The organism is Ciceribacter sichuanensis, from assembly GCF_024055605.1.
GTDB classification, from domain to species: Bacteria; Pseudomonadota; Alphaproteobacteria; order Rhizobiales; family Rhizobiaceae; genus Allorhizobium; species Allorhizobium sichuanense.
On record NZ_JAMXLX010000012.1, the window covers coordinates 1 to 14,210 of the forward strand.

Consider the following 14,210-nt stretch of genomic DNA (forward strand, 5'->3'; position numbering starts at 1 on the left):
CCGCTGATCATCGCCAACTCCGCGCCCACGCCAACACCAACTGGCGTGAGATCGCCTTGTCGATCAAAGCGTGAAATTCACGCCGAAGCAATGATCGCGTGCTGTGCTCGATTAAGGCGACGCCACCGTCAGGGTTTCGACGAGCATCGCATCGGTCGTAATCTTGTCCTCAAGCGTCATGCCCGAGATATCGTTTTTGGTGTCTCTGACCTTTATGATCTGGTCGCGATAGGCCTTCAGGGGCTGGAGCCATTGACCAAACGAGGGATATTCGCCATAGCCCGAGAGGATTGGGAATATCCCAAGCGGGATATGCGAGATTGCTTTCGTCACATCGTAAATCTGTCCGACGTTCTGATGAACGTAGCGAGTCTTGGCGTCGGTCAGAAGCGTGTAGCGCCCTCCGTCGAACGTCGATTCGACGTAGAGCAGCGGATAGATATTCTGGCCGATATTCACGATATTGACGGCGTAATTGGCGCGCATCGCCGCGTCGATGTCCTTGACAAACTGGAACGACTGCCGCTCCTGATTGCCGGCGAATTCGGCGTAGTGTTCCGGTGTATGCGGATAGCCATCTGCGGGGTTCAATGCCATTTTAAACCTCATGCGGTTCGAGTTGAAGACAAACGTCTCCCTTCGCGGAGGCGCTGGCCGCCACGTTGACGGAGAAGACGACATCCGCCTGAGCATCAGCCCATGGCGAATTCCTGCTTGCGGTTGGCCCAGCCGCAGACACGCTGCTCGATGATCGCGAAGACCGCGTAGAGGAGAATGCCGAGAAGAGCGAGCGCGAAGAGACCGGCAAAGGCGAGCGGCACGTCGAAGCTTGCTGTCGCCATCATCATGACGGTTCCGATACCGCGATTAGCGGCGACTGTTTCCGACAGAACCGTGCCAACGAAAGCAAGGGTTACGGCAACTTTCAACGAGGCGAAAAAATACGGCATCGTCCGTGGCAGGCTGACGTTCCAGAAGACCTGGGACCGGTTGGCGCCGAGGGCTTTCAGCACATCCTCCATCTCCGGTTCGGTGGTCGCCAGCCCAGTTGCCACGTTCACGACGATCGGGAAGATGCATGTGGTCAATGCCGTCAGGATTGCGGGAACCGTGCCCGAGCCGAACCAGAGGACGAAGATCGGCACGACGGCGACCTTGGGGACCGACGAGAAGCCCACGAGGAGAGGATAGGCGACGTTATACGCTGTCCGGGACACACCGACGATCGCACCGAGCGCCACTCCGATGACCATGCCGGCGATAAAGCCGATCATTGTCGTAACGAGCGTTTGCAGGATATGCGGCCAGAGGGCCGGCATCTGCAGGATCAGCGTGGAGACGATCGCACTCGGGCGGGGCAGAACAATGGGGCTGACGGCAAAGACGATGCAGGCCACCTCCCAGGCAAGGAACAGAAGCAGGATGAACGCAATGGACTTGAGATGGTCGATCGTGCGCTGTGACAACGTCATCGCGGGCCTCCTAAACCTTCCGGGCTTCGACGATCATTCGCCGAAGATCGTTCGTGAGTTCCGCGAATTCCGGCTCGAAGGTCGTTTCGAGAGTTCGCGGCCGGGTGAACCCGACAGTCCTGTCTTCGGTGACGCGGCCGGGCCGGGCGCTCATCACCAGAATGCGGCTTGCCAGAAAGGTTGCTTCCCGGAGGTCGTGGGTTACCAGGAACACGGTTGGCTTGGTGTCCATCCAGAGATCCTGAAAAATCGACCAGAGTTCTTCGCGGGTGAACTGGTCCAGCGCACCGAAGGGTTCGTCCAGCATCAGAAGCTTGGGTGAATGAATCAGGGCGCGGCAGAGATTGGCCCGCTGCAGCATGCCGCCCGATAGCTCCCATGGTCGCCTGTCTCCGAAGCCTGCGAGCCCGACTTTGGAAAGCAGGGCTTCCGCCCGATCACGAAAAAGGCTGTGTCTGTCCCGCTGAAACGTGTCGGCATAGGGCTTTACAATCTTCAGCGGCAGCATGACGTTCTCGCGTATCGTCAGCCAGGGCAGCATGGTCGGGTTCTGAAAGGCCATGCCGATACCGATCTGTTCCGCCCCTACTTCCCGTCCGGCGACGAAAATGTTGCCTTCGGTTGGGCGCAGCAGACCGGCGACGAGCTTCAGGATCGTGGACTTGCCGCAGCCGGAAGGACCGACCATCGCGACGAAATCGCCCGGATAGACGGTGAGATTCGTCCGGTCGAGCGCCAGGAAAGTATCCTTTCCCTTGCCGAAACGAACCTGTACGTCTTCGAGTTGGGCGATGCGCGTGGATGATGGGGAAAGTGGGAGGGCGGACGCTGTCATTGTGCACTCCCTTCGCCAATGTGGGCTTCGAATGCGGCGACCGCCACTCTGGCAATCTCCAGGTCCTGTTCTCCCGTTCCGGAGCCAATGCCGATCCCGCCGACGATCTGGCCGTTCACGAGCAAAGGCAGTCCTCCAAGCAGATTGGTCATGCGTCCATCGGTGGCTTCCGCAAGCGCGATGGCCTTGTCAGGGGAGATGTTTCCCGTAGGCTGGCCGGTGGTCGCGGCCGTCATGGCCTTGCGGGTGGCGCTTTCTATGGAGAGGACGCGGGAACCATCCATGCGGACGAAAGCCATAAGATTGCAGCCTTCGTCGACGATGGCGATGCATTGCGGCACTGCCAGTTCCTTTGCGGCGGTCATCGCTGCGCTCAGGAGGAACAGGGCGCCTTCGTGGGTCAGTTTAATGGCGGGGCGAAGAGCAGTCATGGTTGGGAACCTCCAAGGATCGGTTATCGGCATCGTGGCGGTCAGACATGTCGGACGTAGCCGCCATCGACCCGATAGACGCTTCCGGTGACGTAGGACGCAGGTCCGCTGCACAGGAAGGCGGCGACTGCAGCGACCTCTTCCGGTTCGGCATATCTGCCCATCGGGATATGGGAAAAGGAACGCTGCCTGACGGTTTCCACATCGATCTTCTCCCGGGCGGCCGTCGCTTCGTCCGTCATTTGCACCCGCTCCGTCGCGACGCGTCCGGGCATTAAAACATTGACCGTTACCCCGTCCGCAGCCACTTCGGGTGCCAGAGATTTGGACCAGGCGATCAGCCCGGCGCGCAAGGTATTCGATATGCCGAGGACCGGAATGGGTTGAACTGCTCCGGTGCTGACGATCGTGATGATCCGCCCCCAGCCGTTGCGGCGCATCGAGGGCAGGAAGAGGTCAGTCAGTCGAATGACTGAGAGGGACATCGCTCTGAAACTCTCCTCCCAGTCGGAAGGGTTGCGCGCAAACGCGCTGCCATAGGGCGGTCCGCCTGTGTTGTTAACGAGAATATCAATATCGCCGACGGCTTCGGCGAAAGCGTCGAAGGAATGGGTATCATCCAGGTCGAGGCGAAAGAAGCGCGCGCCGCCCAATTCTGTCGCTGCGACAGCCAGAACCTTTTCGTCGCGTGCCGCGATGGTGACGTCGGCGCCTTCTTCGACCAGTGTCCTGGCGATCGCCAGCCCCATGCCGCGATTCCCTCCCAGCACCAGCGCACGCTTGCCCTTGATCTTCAGGTCCATGCCTTGATCTCCCTTGTTTTCCACGCAGAAGATATCTCCTGCGTCATGAAGCGTCCCCTTCCAGGCTTGCCCTTCAGTTCTCCCTTGTCGATGATGATCTCACCGCGGCTGATCACGGTTTCAGGCCAGCCCTGCACCTCAAGCCCTTCGAAGGGTGTATAGTCGACATTGTGGTGGAGAATATCGTTGCTGATGGTCATTCGCCGCTCCGGATCCCACAGGACCAGGTCCGCGTCGGCACCGATGGCAATTGTCCCCTTGCGAGGGTGCAGTCCGTAAAGTTTCGCGTTGTTGGTTGCCGTCAGGGCGACGAAACGGGACAGATCAATGCGTCCCTTGACTACCCCCTCACTGAACAGGATCGGCAGACGCGTTTCCAGACCGGGTATGCCATTGGCGATTGCCCGGAAGGAAGGCTCAGGGCCTGCCTTGAGCTTGCCTTCGCTGTCGAAGCAGTAGGGAGCATGATCCGAGTTGAAGATGTCGATCGTGCCATCTTCAATTCCCTGCCAGAGCGCAGCCTGTGCCCGCGTGTCGCGGGGAGGGGGGCTACACATCGCCTTCGCGCCTAGCATGTCGGGCATGTCGAGATCCTGTTCGGTGAGCATGAGATATTGTGGGCAGGTTTCCGCGATGACAACATGGCCTCGTGCCCGTGCACGGCGGATTTCCTCCAGGGGATCTCCGCCGCTGACGTGGACGATGACAAGCGGCACGCCGGCGATTTCCGCTAGTGTCACGGCCCTGTGCGTCGCCTCTCGCTCGACCGGTAACGGACGGGAATGCGCATGGGCGACCGGCTTCATGCGGCCGGCCCGCTCAAGGCGGTCGGCGAGCCACCCGATGATTTCGTGGTTTTCGGCATGGATCAGCATGATGGCCTTTTCCTGCCGGGCCGTTTCGAACACGTCGAGGATCTGGCGGTCGCTGAGCTGCATTGCCTCATAGGTCATGTAGACCTTGAGGCTGGTGTGCCCGCGCCGGATCAATGCGGGCAGTTCCTGCCCGAGAACTGCGGGCGTGGGATCGCTGACGATCAGATGGAAGGCATAGTCGCCGACAGTCTGACCTGCGGCACGCTCGTGGTAATCCGAGACCGCGGCCGTCAGAGATTGCCCTTTGTGCTGGACACAGAAGGGCACGATGGTCGTCGTCCCGCCGAAGGCGGCGCTGATGCTGCCCGAGCGGAAACCGTCTGCCATCCGCGCGCCTTTGGAGGCAAGGCCAGGCGCCTGCGGCTGATCGAGATGGCAATGGGCATCGATGCCGCCGGGAAGGATGAGCTTGCTCGTAGCATCGATGACATGGTGGCCATCGACAAGTCGATCCGCGATGGAAACGATATGCTCGCCCCGGACTCCGATATCCGCTTTGAAGACGTCGGAAGCCGTTGCGACGGTTCCACCACGGATCACAAGATCGAATGTCATGCCGGCAGCTTCCTGACCTCGGCGGAGGGGAGAAAGGAAGGATCGAAGACATCTTCCGGCCTCGGGACGGAGGGCAACCCGAAACCAGCCGCGACAGCCTTCATGCTCTTGACTAGTTTGCCCTCGTCAATTGCCCCGAGACCATTCGCCCTAGATTCTTCCGTGGTCATCTGGTTCTTGATGAGCCAGAGGAGCTTCTGTTCTTCGAGATCTGCGTTGATCAGAGGCGCGTGTGCCTTCAGCGCGGCAATGGCGGCCTTGGGATCTACCGCCGCCGCCTGCCACGCGCGAGCGCTGACGTCGACAAAGGCCTTGGCTGCCTCCGGGCTCTGGTTCCTAAACTTTTCCGACAGGATAATGCCGTTGCCATAGAGATCGAGGCCGGCATCGGCATAGTAGAGGAACCTGATGTCGTCAGGCTTTATACCAGCTTTGATTAGCCCGAAATATATCGTGGAATCGAAGCCCAGGATGGCGTCGGCATCGCCTCCCGCGAGCACAGCCTCGCGCAATTGCAGGCCAACCATATTCCATTTGACGGTCGCTGGATCGATTTCCGCTGCCTTGGCATAGGTGGAGAACAGCCGGTAGGCCCCGTCAGGCGCGGCAGCGCCGATTGTCTTTCCGACTAGATCGCCAGGTTTCGCAATACCGGATTTGGCAAGCGTACCGACGCAAAGCGGGCTGCGGAAGTAGACCATGTAGACCATGCGAATGGTCGCGCCAGCATTCTTAGCGTTGAATTCCGCCATGGAATTGATGTCGGCGATACCGGCATCATAAACGCCGGAGCCGACGCGCGATACGGCCTCGCCAGAGCCGCCGCCAGCATCGAACTGGCACTCAAGACCGGCATCCTTGTACCAACCGTTCTGCTGGGCGAGGAAAAAGGCCGCATTGGAGCCGTCGAATGGCGCGGCGAGCGAAAATTTAATCGCCGCCGCGGCCCTCGATACGCCTGCCTTCAAGATAAAAGGCGTGGTGATAGCGGCGGAAATGAATGAACGCCGGTTCATGTTCAAGATCGTCATCGTGTTCCCCATTGCTTGATTTCGCTGGAGATAGATGAGCAAACCGTGTGCCACTTTGTGAACTTGAATAAAAACAATGCTGCGCTATAAATTGTGCACAATTACGTGAGCGTTGAATAAACAGAGCGAATAACAATGAAGCAGGAAAAACGCCTCGTAGGGGTTATGAATGACCGCAACCGCCCGAAGGTCGAGGATGCGGATGACGCCTATGATCACCTCTTCTCGGCGATCGTGGACCAGCGACTGCTGCCCGGTACAAAGTTGACGGAGATGGCACTCGTCGAGGCGTTCGGTGTCGGTCGGCGTACAGTGGCGATCGCCTTGCAGCGTCTCACTTGGGAAAAGCTGGTCGTCTTCTTTCCCAAGCGCGGCGCCTTTGTCGCGGCGCCGGACGCGGACGAAGCGAGAGAGGTGTTCGCCGCCCGTGTCGCCATCGAGGCAGGGACGACCGAGGCGGTCGCTCGTGCTGCCGATCCTGTTGCGATTGCTCGCCTGCAGGAGAACATCGATCAGGAAAACAAGTTGCGGGAACAGGGCCACATGCGTGAAGCGATACACCTGTCTGGCGGGTTTCATGTCCTCATGGCCGAGTTGTCGGGGAATCGTATTCTCGCCGAACAGGTTCGTCTTCTCGTCGCCCGCACCAGTCTCATCGTCAACCTGTTCGACAACCAGATCGGCTTGGCCGGCTGGCACGATCATCATGACGATCTCATCCGTCACTGCACGAATGGCGACGTGAACAATGCCGTGAAGCTCATGCGCGAACACATCATGGAACTGCAGGAAGCGCTGGCGCTCGATCGACGAAGGCCGGTCGCCTTCGACATGCTGGGTGTCTTCGGCAGAGGGCAGGCGGCTTTATAGACCTGCAGCTTTCGTTAGATTCACCCGAAAACGATCGCGTCGGCGCAGGTAGCGGCGGGTCATTTCGGCTGAGGCATGGCCGATTTGCTTCTGGACGTGGTGTTGGTCGACCTGGGCCGACGAGGCAAGGCCGGGCACGTAGCGAGTGATCGGCAAACACCATGCCGCGTTGCCCTTCCGGCAGATCTCCGCGCACACCAGCCGCCAGCACACAACGTTTGACGAGCCGGGCTACTTCCTGATCGTGCAATCGATCTGGTCCGACATTCTTGCCTTGGCAGGTGATTCGCCGGAAGAGGAGGTCGTGCGCTATGCGCGTTAGCTTGAGCCAGGTCTCCACCGCGACGATCCGACGTGTTCCGTGTGCGGGAGAACTCGCTTGAAGTTTATCTGCCATGGCTCGATGCACAGTGGAGCGCCGGACACCGCAATGGCACACAGTTGTGGCGAGAGTTAACGCGCCAGGGATTCCATGGTTGCCTTCGCGTCGTAACTGAGTGGGCTGCGCGTCGGCGAATGGCTGAAAAGATGAACTGCGATGCCTTGAGCCGTACTCCGTCGGCACGGACTGTCGCACGCCTCATGACCATCGGGCGCAACGATCTCTCCAAGTCTCAGACCGTTACGGTTGCCGCGATTGAAGGCGAAGTGCCACAACTCGTCGAAGCGCGGGAAGTCGTTGCCTCTTTCCAGGCCATGATCCGGAAGAAATCTCTCGCCGATCTCGAACCGTGGTTGGAACGCGCCCGATCAAGCTTAGTCGCTGCCTTCGCCAATGGTGTCGCCAAAGACCGGGCGGCCGTAAGTGCCGCGATTAGTTCGCCGTGGTCAAATGGACGGACAGAGGGGCAGATCACCAAGCTCAAGCTTGTAAAACGCCAGATGTACGGCCGAGGAAAATCGACCTCCTTCAGGCCCGCGTCATCGGCGTCGGATAGCCCTCTGACCACCAAGATTGCGTCAGAGCCAACATTCCGCGCCGATTGACAGACGAACTCGTCCAGAGGCCACACGTCGTTCCCGCCGGCCATCTTGCGGCAAGGGCAACGCCCATAATCCGGGCCGAACTTCTTTCTCCAGCAGCGGATTGCGCAATGCCGCGCTCCAGCAACAACGCCTCAACAAGGCGCAGGCTCAGCGGAAACCGAAAATAGAGCCAGACCGCATGGGCGATGAGCTGGGGTGGGAAGCGATGGCGCTTGTCGCTGACGGGCGAAATATTCATCCGCGGGCGTCTATCGCAGCCGCTCCTCACAACATGTGACCGTGACATCGCCGGCCAGAACGCGAGACTGGGCTGAGGCACGCGAGTTGCTTCTCGAATTCTCCACGCCTGCAATAGGGGGATGAACCTTGCCCCAATGCGGCGCCTTCACGACTCATGTGCAGACCCACTCCCGAATGCTGCATCGAGATCCCGACGCCTCGCATACGCCAATGGACAAAGCCTCTGCTTCACGTCTGGTTGCTGCAGATTTCGCACCCCAAGCAGGGTCGCCGGCGCCGCCGGTCTCGCCAACAGCCAAGGCTGCGCAATGATTATAGGGAAATTCGCTTCTGTCATCATCGTCCCAATGGCGATGGTTTCTGAACACGGTGACGATATTGCAATCAATTCCGCCCGCGCGCTGGCAATGCTTCTGGGCGATCTCCTCGGCCTCGTCGCGCTTGTCGGCACCCCAGAAAAAGCCGTGCTTGTCATCAGACTGCGAATAGGCAATAGCACCCCAGATCCCACGCTCGCCCACGACAGGTGGCGCTGGAACAACGCCATAACTTTCTGACAAGTCAGCGGCAAAGGCAGCGCCTGTGCAGACACACACCAGCCAGAGGTTGAGGAATGCAGTTCTTTTTTTCATTGAGGAGGCTCCTTATGATGAACGAAAGCTGGATCTTCACGGTTCTGGCCGAATTTGAAGCTGCGGCCACCGAACGGCGCGGCCATCATGGCGCGCCGGCCCGAGCGACGGACACAACGATGCAGTTGGTCCCTGTTGGCAGAAGCAAGGCTTGCCCGCCATTGTCGGCGAGTGTGTAGACCGAACTCTTGCCTAGGTTGCGGGTAAGCGTGCTGCCTTTCGGCAATTTCTCCAGAACGTTGTCGCAGGATGTTGCAAAAGGCGCGACGCGGACCATGGCTCCTTCACAGGAGGCACCGTTCGGGGCCGCGAATACCAGTCCTGCGGCTGCTCCGGTGTACTGACCCGAACTATAGTCGAGGCCCACCAGCGCCTGCACCGGATGCCGGTCCGGTTCCTTCTCGTTCCACTCACTTTGAACGATAAATTCTGCCCCGTCCGTCAGCAGCTGGCCGAGAACCGGGAAGACTGTGGAGCAAGCCTCGAGCCCGGCCTGTTTCGCATGGGCCAGGAACGGTGAATCGGGAAGAGACGGTTCCAGCGTTGTCGCAACTGGCGTCACCTGGGCGCGACCTCCTAAGGTTAAGAAGGGGCTAGGATATTTTAGGAATGCGACAGCCGCACCCGACACGAGCGCCAAAACTAGAAGTGCGACAATCACGATCCACATTCTCAGGCCGCGCCCGGACGGTGCTTCGGTTCGTGGTTCATCGGAGCGTCGTGAGCCAGCCGTCCCCTTGTTTTCGTTCATGATCCTCTCGTAAATGGATAGCTGGCTCATTGCTTCTTGCTCCTCGTTCACTTGATAGCTTTAAGAGCCGTAGCGAGGCCCGCGAGTGGCGCCGCGACCGTGATCTTCTGTCCATCTTTCATTGTATAGGTGACAGTCGGCGTTGCCTGCTTGGCGATCTGCTCGCGCAAGATCGGACCGACCGGGACCATACCGACGCAAACAGCCTCGCTACAGCCCTCCAGGACGACATCTACCGCAGTCCGTTTCTCGCGGAACGCCAAAGTGATCTTGCCAGCGCTTCCGACCGACGGTGGGACGCGCATGATCATGAAGGGCTTACCGCCTTCTGTCGCGGCAAGCGACCAGCTGAAGACCAAATTCCCAGAGGTATCCTCGATGATCTGGCTGATGTTGCAGACCATCTGACGAGACTTCAGGTTCTCGTCACAGATCAATGTCCAGTTCTCGAACGGTCGGATGATCCGCCTATATTCACCAACAGGTACATCTGAAGGTACGGCAACCTCCGAAGGTTTGAGCCGGTATCCATGCGACAGAAGGTCCTGACCGGCGGCCGGCGGGCCTCCGGTCAGGCACAGGAAGACCATCACCAGCGATAGGGGCTGAGGGGTTCTGATGGCGTTCCTGATCATGTTGCCTCAGTTGAAAGTGTAGCTGAGGCCTGCACCGGCGCCCCAATGACCGCCAGCCGTGGTCGCGGATAAATTGGTGCGCAGACGTCCGTCTTCACTGGTGTAGCCTGCTCCGAACGCCAGTGCCCCTTCACCTCTCCAGATACCGCCGCCGACGGCTGCGCTGAGCTTACCGGGCCGGTCGTCATAGCGCAGCGACGCTGCGGCCAGACCGATTGCCGCGGCTTGCCGGGCTTCGGAACGGATAGCGCCAATGTCCTGGTTCAATTGATCGAACTTATAGTCGGTATAGTTGTTGGCCTCGTTGAGCGTGGTTACGGCAACCTGGTCTGTGTAGGTATTGGCAGCGGTCAGGGTGTCCGACAGACCCTCGTTGAGCTGTCCGACATTCACGGCATCCGTATCGGCAACGCCTGCGGCAACGTTGGAAATCAGCACTGGCGCGCTTGGATCACCGCCTATCAGGGTGACGCTGTTCGCTCGGGTGCCGTCGGCGTTGGTGTCGTAGAGGACAGCCCCCTCCGCGACTTCTCCGATCTCAGTGGCCAAGTTGTCAATGGATTGATTGGTCGCAAAAAGCTGACTGCCATTGATAGCATCAGTCGAGCTGGCCGTAATCCGTCCAGCCCCAACATTGGTTACCGTGCGCTCTGCGCCTACGTCACCCACGCTCACCGTGCTGGTGGCTGTCGCCCCGGCAAAGACATAATCATGGCCATTGATGGTCGTGCCGGCGGTGTTGACGACTGTTTGCGTGGCCGAGCCAGAACCCAATGCGACATCGCCCGCATTGCTAGCTGCAGCTCCCTGACCGAGGGCGATGGCGCCGCTGCCAGTAGCGTTAGCTTGCTGACCCATGGCGATGGAAGCGTTACCACTCGCAAGCGCCTGAGTGCCGATGGCCGTTGCAGAGGGAGCGCTTGCTGTGGCCCCACCGCCGACCGCGATCGCATTCTCGCCCGTCGAAGAGGTTGTCGTCGTTCCAAGAGCAACGGTATCTATTCCCATGTTGGTAGCCTTCCACGCGTCAACATAGGCCCCATCAACCCCACCGACTGCATCGCTCGGAACATTGCTCACGATAGCAAACCCGCCACCGGTGGTCGGCACAGTGCAGGTCCAGCTACCAGTGCCGCCAAAACCGGGCCGAGAGCAGAACGCGCCGGGGGTGTTCGCCGAATCGGCCAGCGCCGGAAGGGCAAAACCAAGGCTTACGGCGAGCACGCCACCAATACCGAGCATACCGCTGCTCATGCGTTTCACCGCCATGTGCGCCAAAGGTAGCGCGGCACTGATCCGCCGACGTCGTGCATGGCTGTGAGCCGGGAGGTCGGTTATAGAATGGCAGCTGTTGGTGTTTTCCATGTACATCATTTATTCGCCTCCGATTTCGTATGTGGATGCCTCGACACGGGGCATGGATAACTTCTCTGTTGATGCACGAGTTCAGGCGCCCCGGCTTCATTCGCGACACCTGGCCGACGTCCGGCCTGCAAGGTCGGGGCCGCTTTCGCCTGATTGATGGGGGCAACAAAGCCCAGCAAAGCCATGTGACTAGGCGAGATCGTCTTGCGGAAGACGACGAAGACCGTTTGGGCATAATCGCCCCGATGCCAATCGCCAATTTCGCGCGGAGGTGCGGAAAGTGAAACGCGCGAGAGTTGAAAGGCTTGGACAGCAACGTATCTCATGATAAAGGTTCCCGTGCCCTGAAACCCTTGTTTTGGGCCAGTGCGGTCTATCCGTTGGATTTCCAAAAGCCTCGACGAGGGCTACCGCCGAGGGGTTGACATCAACTGGATGTGATCTTGGGCGGGCATAGCAAGAGCGCGGGCCAGCGGTGCCAGTCTTCGGGGGGAGGACATTCCTGAACATCGACGGGACTATCCCGCGACGCGCAAAGCCCTGGGCTGCGACCGGCCTGAATGGACCGATCCAGCCCCTTCGGCTCTTGCGCCGCCCTTGCGCGATGGTGCACGAACCAACGTTCGATCATGGGCGTGTCCTCACCTTCTGTTTCGCCGGTTGTAAGTCGGCATGCCGCGACGTACCCGGTTCGATCAGATCGTGGGCGGTTGTACATTCCGCCGAACGAATATTTCCCCCCTCGCGCCGCCCGGCCTGCTCGGCGAGCCTGATCATCCGGCCAAGATCGGTTTCCTGACCCGGCGGCTGCGCGAACAGGGCGGAGGTGATGGCGTCGTTCGACAGCACAAGGCTCCCGAGATGGCGCAGCATCCCGAGAAGAAGCGTAGGAGAAGCCTCCGACATCGCCGCAGCTACCAGTCCATAGAGATAGTGGCAAAGGATGAGATCAACCTCTGTGGAGCCACCGTTTCCGGAAAGTCGCTGCCGCAACATCGCTTCTGTAGAGCATGCCTTCTGCTCGAGTCGGGACAGCGTGCTGCCCGACAGATTTAGGGCAACAATGGACTCATTGTGCATAAGCTGAACTTCTCCCATGTGCGAGGAAGCAGGGCTCGCACGCGTTCCCAAAGACCATTGGCATTGGAGGCGAAACGGACGGACGCGCGATGCAGTTCATGGGTCGTTTTTTCCGCGCATGGCGCATGTAAAGGTAACGGACAAGTTCCAGCCCGGCATCGCCATCCAGCCTTTTCCACCGCTCAAAGATAGGTGCGGAGGAAAGGGATCCTCGCCCCCAGTGAATCCTGCGGCGCGCGCTGCCGCCAGGATGTTCACTCGTCTCAATCCCTTCAACGACGATAGTATACGCAAGACAGGAACGCAGTACGACAAGGGACAGTATCCCCTCTCCGTCGACTGGTCTCCTGCGCAAATCCGCGAGGCAACTGCGATCGATGTTGACGATGTCCCGATCGATATCGATGTCATGGAAATGGCGGGCCGTCGCGTTACCCGCCCCGAAATCGTCGACGGTAATTCTACAACCGAGCGCCTGCACTTCGGTCAGCTGGATTGGCGCTCCGACAAATTCGCGGACCGGACTGCTTTCCGTGATCTCCAGTGTGAGCCCACGCGTGAGGTGAGGACGCGCGCCGATCATACGCAGGATAGATCTCCAAGACGCTTCGACTGACAGCGCACCGGGAGAGATATTGCAGCCAAGGACCGCCAGCGGGTCGGCATCCTGAGCGTCGAGCACCATGTGCACCATTGCTGCGTCCAGTAGCACTATATCTCCACGGGCTTCGAGATCCCCGATGAGTTCGCCTAGCTTAAGGACCACCTTACCGTCCACGAGTACCCGGGTAGCACATTCACTGTAGAAATCCGTCGCATCCAGATGCACAAGATCGACGATGAGCTCGGCGACAAATCCGATCCGGATTGCCTCCGGCCCATCGTCTGGCCCGCCGCTCCGGGATTGGCCCAAAAAGATCGCTGCCGTTGTCATTGGCCTTTCTCCGAGGACTTTGCCGCGCTAAGGCGCCTCAGCAGCTGGGTGTTCACCTGCGACTGCAGAGTTTCGATCGACATGCCAAGCGAAAAAGCCGCACTTGATAATTCGCCCCTGAAATGGCGTAGGGTCTTCAGGATCAGGCGCCACTCCACTTCTTCGAGGGAACGTCCGACGAGAGCATCGATGGCGCCATCTACGGTTTTTGGAGCAAGATCGCCGAGACTGCCAGAGAGATGACCCACGATGTGGTCGAGCAAGCGCTCCTCGCTGGAGGTGATCAAAACACAGTCGACCTCCCCCCCATCTTCATGAAGAACGTAGAAACCGGTTTCGGAATCCAATTCCACTTTCAACGAAGCCTCGCTGCTTCCACAGATAGCGAGATGAGGCTTGTTGTCGCTGCATAGCGACACGACACCGCGATCGCTCTCGGCGTGTTCGCCTAACAGAAGACAGACTTCCGCTCCAATAATGCTGAGGTGAACCAGTTGGGCCGACAAATCCTGGCCCGGAAGAGCTTTTCGCGCACCAAAGGCTACTCGTCCCGCAAGGAACCGTTTACCGTCATCGACCAAACCCTGGAGTTCATTGGTTTCGTTGGACAAACGAGGAGGGCGCTCCATCATTCGCCTCCTCGCGCCCACCAGCCGGCAAGCCCCGCGCCCACTGATGCGACAAGGACGGAAACAGCCAGAAGATACGTTCCTT

15 protein-coding genes and 3 pseudogenes are annotated in these 14,210 nt (G+C 59.4%); 2 read left to right on the forward strand and 16 right to left on the reverse strand.

The features are described 5' to 3' along the window. Positions 1-111: 111 nt before the first annotated feature. From NBH21_RS23805 to NBH21_RS23835, 7 genes are all read right to left on the reverse strand, one after another. Positions 112-597, reverse strand: a complete 486-nt coding sequence (locus tag NBH21_RS23805; protein WP_250913803.1) for a hypothetical protein — start codon at positions 595-597, stop codon at positions 112-114. 95 nt (positions 598-692) lie between these two features. After that, positions 693-1,472, reverse strand: a complete 780-nt coding sequence (locus NBH21_RS23810) for an ABC transporter permease (protein ID WP_250913802.1) — start codon at positions 1,470-1,472, stop codon at positions 693-695. A gap of 10 nt (positions 1,473-1,482) precedes the next feature. Continuing rightward, entirely contained in the window at positions 1,483-2,307 is an 825-nt protein-coding gene (locus NBH21_RS23815) for an ABC transporter ATP-binding protein (RefSeq protein WP_250913801.1), read from the reverse strand. Continuing rightward, positions 2,304-2,738 (reverse strand): GlcG/HbpS family heme-binding protein, encoded by a 435-nt coding sequence (locus tag NBH21_RS23820; protein ID WP_250913800.1) that lies wholly within the window; start codon positions 2,736-2,738, stop codon positions 2,304-2,306. The genes NBH21_RS23815 and NBH21_RS23820 overlap by 4 nt, the downstream gene beginning before the upstream one ends. Positions 2,739-2,779: 41 nt before the next feature. Continuing rightward, positions 2,780-3,541: an SDR family oxidoreductase gene (locus NBH21_RS23825; RefSeq protein ID WP_250913799.1), complete on the reverse strand. Its 762-nt coding sequence runs from the start codon at positions 3,539-3,541 to the stop codon at positions 2,780-2,782. Continuing rightward, positions 3,532-4,971 (reverse strand): dihydropyrimidinase, encoded by a 1,440-nt coding sequence (gene hydA / locus NBH21_RS23830; protein WP_250913798.1) that lies wholly within the window; start codon positions 4,969-4,971, stop codon positions 3,532-3,534. Before hydA ends, NBH21_RS23825 begins: the two co-directional genes overlap by 10 nt. Next, positions 4,968-6,002 (reverse strand): ABC transporter substrate-binding protein, encoded by a 1,035-nt coding sequence (locus NBH21_RS23835; RefSeq protein ID WP_250913797.1) that lies wholly within the window; start codon positions 6,000-6,002, stop codon positions 4,968-4,970. The genes hydA and NBH21_RS23835 overlap by 4 nt, the downstream gene beginning before the upstream one ends. A gap of 135 nt (positions 6,003-6,137) precedes the next feature. Here NBH21_RS23835 and NBH21_RS23840 point away from each other — a divergent pair, with 135 nt between their 5' ends. Continuing rightward, positions 6,138-6,872 carry a GntR family transcriptional regulator gene (locus tag NBH21_RS23840; protein WP_250913796.1) on the forward strand — a complete coding sequence of 245 codons (735 nt, stop codon included), beginning with the start codon at positions 6,138-6,140 and terminating at the stop codon, positions 6,870-6,872. Here the strand turns inward: NBH21_RS23840 and NBH21_RS23845 are convergent. After that, positions 6,867-7,221 (reverse strand): annotated as a pseudogene (locus NBH21_RS23845) (tyrosine-type recombinase/integrase); the annotation flags it as partial. The gene NBH21_RS23840 and the pseudogene NBH21_RS23845 sit on opposite strands and share 6 nt — an antisense overlap. Between NBH21_RS23845 and NBH21_RS23850 the strand changes: the two are divergent. Then, a pseudogene (locus tag NBH21_RS23850) lies at positions 7,218-7,810 on the forward strand (transposase); the annotation flags it as partial. The pseudogenes NBH21_RS23845 and NBH21_RS23850 overlap by 4 nt on opposite strands. A 146-nt stretch (positions 7,811-7,956) precedes the next feature. Here NBH21_RS23850 and NBH21_RS23855 read toward each other — a convergent pair. The 8 genes and pseudogenes from NBH21_RS23855 to NBH21_RS23890 all read right to left on the reverse strand — a co-directional run. Beyond that, positions 7,957-8,097, reverse strand: a pseudogene (locus tag NBH21_RS23855) (IS6 family transposase); the annotation flags it as partial. Between the two features lie 154 nt (positions 8,098-8,251). Beyond that, positions 8,252-8,731, reverse strand: coding sequence for a DUF4189 domain-containing protein (locus NBH21_RS23860; RefSeq protein WP_250913795.1), 480 nt, complete (start codon positions 8,729-8,731; stop codon positions 8,252-8,254). Between the two features lie 85 nt (positions 8,732-8,816). Beyond that, a complete protein-coding gene (locus NBH21_RS23865) occupies positions 8,817-9,482 on the reverse strand; it encodes a hypothetical protein (RefSeq protein ID WP_250913794.1) in 666 nt (221 codons plus the stop codon). A 47-nt stretch (positions 9,483-9,529) separates the two neighbouring features. Further along, on the reverse strand, positions 9,530-10,117 hold the full coding sequence (locus NBH21_RS23870; protein ID WP_250913793.1) for an invasion associated locus B family protein: 588 nt from the start codon (positions 10,115-10,117) through the stop codon (positions 9,530-9,532). Between the two features lie 6 nt (positions 10,118-10,123). Beyond that, positions 10,124-11,491 carry a YadA-like family protein gene (locus tag NBH21_RS23875; RefSeq protein WP_342452024.1) on the reverse strand — a complete coding sequence of 456 codons (1,368 nt, stop codon included), beginning with the start codon at positions 11,489-11,491 and terminating at the stop codon, positions 10,124-10,126. Positions 11,492-12,109: 618 nt separating this feature from the next. Beyond that, the gene (locus tag NBH21_RS23880) at positions 12,110-12,562 is read right to left on the reverse strand and encodes a hypothetical protein (RefSeq protein ID WP_250913792.1); all 453 of its coding nucleotides are present in this window, start codon (positions 12,560-12,562) and stop codon (positions 12,110-12,112) included. Then, the gene (locus NBH21_RS23885) at positions 12,552-13,496 is read right to left on the reverse strand and encodes an EAL domain-containing protein (RefSeq protein WP_250913791.1); all 945 of its coding nucleotides are present in this window, start codon (positions 13,494-13,496) and stop codon (positions 12,552-12,554) included. The genes NBH21_RS23880 and NBH21_RS23885 overlap by 11 nt, the downstream gene beginning before the upstream one ends. Further along, complete coding sequence (locus NBH21_RS23890; protein WP_250913790.1) at positions 13,493-14,125, reverse strand: helix-turn-helix domain-containing protein; 633 nt, start codon at positions 14,123-14,125, stop codon at positions 13,493-13,495. The genes NBH21_RS23885 and NBH21_RS23890 overlap by 4 nt, the downstream gene beginning before the upstream one ends. Positions 14,126-14,210 lie beyond the last annotated feature (85 nt).

Bases quoted from the DNA above. Each gene is read 5' to 3' on its own strand.
- NBH21_RS23825 (WP_250913799.1), bottom strand. From the start codon at position 3,541: ATGGACCTGAAGATCAAGGGCAAGCGTGCGCTGGTGCTGGGAGGGAAT.
- NBH21_RS23820 (WP_250913800.1), bottom strand. From the start codon at position 2,738: ATGACTGCTCTTCGCCCCGCCATTAAACTGACCCACGAAGGCGCCCTG.
- NBH21_RS23890 (WP_250913790.1), bottom strand. From the start codon at position 14,125: ATGGAGCGCCCTCCTCGTTTGTCCAACGAAACCAATGAACTCCAGGGT.
- NBH21_RS23840 (WP_250913796.1), top strand. From the start codon at position 6,138: ATGAAGCAGGAAAAACGCCTCGTAGGGGTTATGAATGACCGCAACCGC.
- NBH21_RS23880 (WP_250913792.1), bottom strand. From the start codon at position 12,562: ATGCACAATGAGTCCATTGTTGCCCTAAATCTGTCGGGCAGCACGCTG.
- NBH21_RS23860 (WP_250913795.1), bottom strand. From the start codon at position 8,731: ATGAAAAAAAGAACTGCATTCCTCAACCTCTGGCTGGTGTGTGTCTGC.
- NBH21_RS23815 (WP_250913801.1), bottom strand. From the start codon at position 2,307: ATGACAGCGTCCGCCCTCCCACTTTCCCCATCATCCACGCGCATCGCC.
- hydA (WP_250913798.1), bottom strand. From the start codon at position 4,971: ATGACATTCGATCTTGTGATCCGTGGTGGAACCGTCGCAACGGCTTCC.
- NBH21_RS23885 (WP_250913791.1), bottom strand. From the start codon at position 13,496: ATGACAACGGCAGCGATCTTTTTGGGCCAATCCCGGAGCGGCGGGCCA.
- NBH21_RS23875 (WP_342452024.1), bottom strand. From the start codon at position 11,491: ATGATGTACATGGAAAACACCAACAGCTGCCATTCTATAACCGACCTC.
- NBH21_RS23805 (WP_250913803.1), bottom strand. From the start codon at position 597: ATGGCATTGAACCCCGCAGATGGCTATCCGCATACACCGGAACACTAC.
- NBH21_RS23870 (WP_250913793.1), bottom strand. From the start codon at position 10,117: ATGATCAGGAACGCCATCAGAACCCCTCAGCCCCTATCGCTGGTGATG.
- NBH21_RS23810 (WP_250913802.1), bottom strand. From the start codon at position 1,472: ATGACGTTGTCACAGCGCACGATCGACCATCTCAAGTCCATTGCGTTC.
- NBH21_RS23865 (WP_250913794.1), bottom strand. From the start codon at position 9,482: ATGAACGAAAACAAGGGGACGGCTGGCTCACGACGCTCCGATGAACCA.
- NBH21_RS23835 (WP_250913797.1), bottom strand. From the start codon at position 6,002: ATGACGATCTTGAACATGAACCGGCGTTCATTCATTTCCGCCGCTATC.